The organism is Priestia sp. SIMBA_032, from assembly GCF_046535215.1.
GTDB lineage: Bacteria > Bacillota > Bacilli > Bacillales > Bacillaceae_H > Priestia > Priestia aryabhattai.
In genome coordinates this window covers 1-476 of sequence record NZ_JAWRXD010000128.1, presented here as the reverse complement: position 1 = coordinate 476, position 476 = coordinate 1, and the positions used below count along the sequence as shown (strand labels likewise).

General features: G+C 31.5%; 1 protein-coding gene. It reads left to right on the top strand.

The annotated features are described in order from the left end of the window. The coding region (locus SB717_RS33630) for an amino acid permease C-terminal domain-containing protein (protein WP_410907131.1) at window positions 1-178 on the top strand (178 nt) is incomplete at its 5' end. Between the last annotated feature and the right edge of the window lie 298 nt (window positions 179-476).

Here is a 476-nt window from a genome sequence, read left to right as displayed (position 1 = left end):
ACCGATTATTTCAATTGCATGTTGTCTATTCTTAATGGTAAATTTACCGTTAACAACATGGATATACTTTGGTATTTGGTTAGCGATTGGAGTAGTTGTATACTTTGTTTATTCGAAAAAACATAGTCATTTAAAAGACGATGGAAGTTCGCAGGATAATTTAGAACAAGCTAATTAAAGGGATATAAACACAGTAAGCCTTGTGCGTCTAGGGAGCGCGCAAGGCTTTTTCTTTTGTTGAAATAAAGGGAACATATATTACTTTGTTGAATTTTTATGTCGGAATATGAAAAAAGGGTGTGCGAATTGTACATCCTTTTTTGTATGAGAATATAGAGGATGCGGAAAATATGTATATGCCTTACTAAAATGTGAACGAAATGTTCATAAAAAAATTCAGATTTCATTGACACATATGAGTAGGCGCTCATATAATAAGAGTATAAGATATATGAATGATTGTTCATATGTTCAAT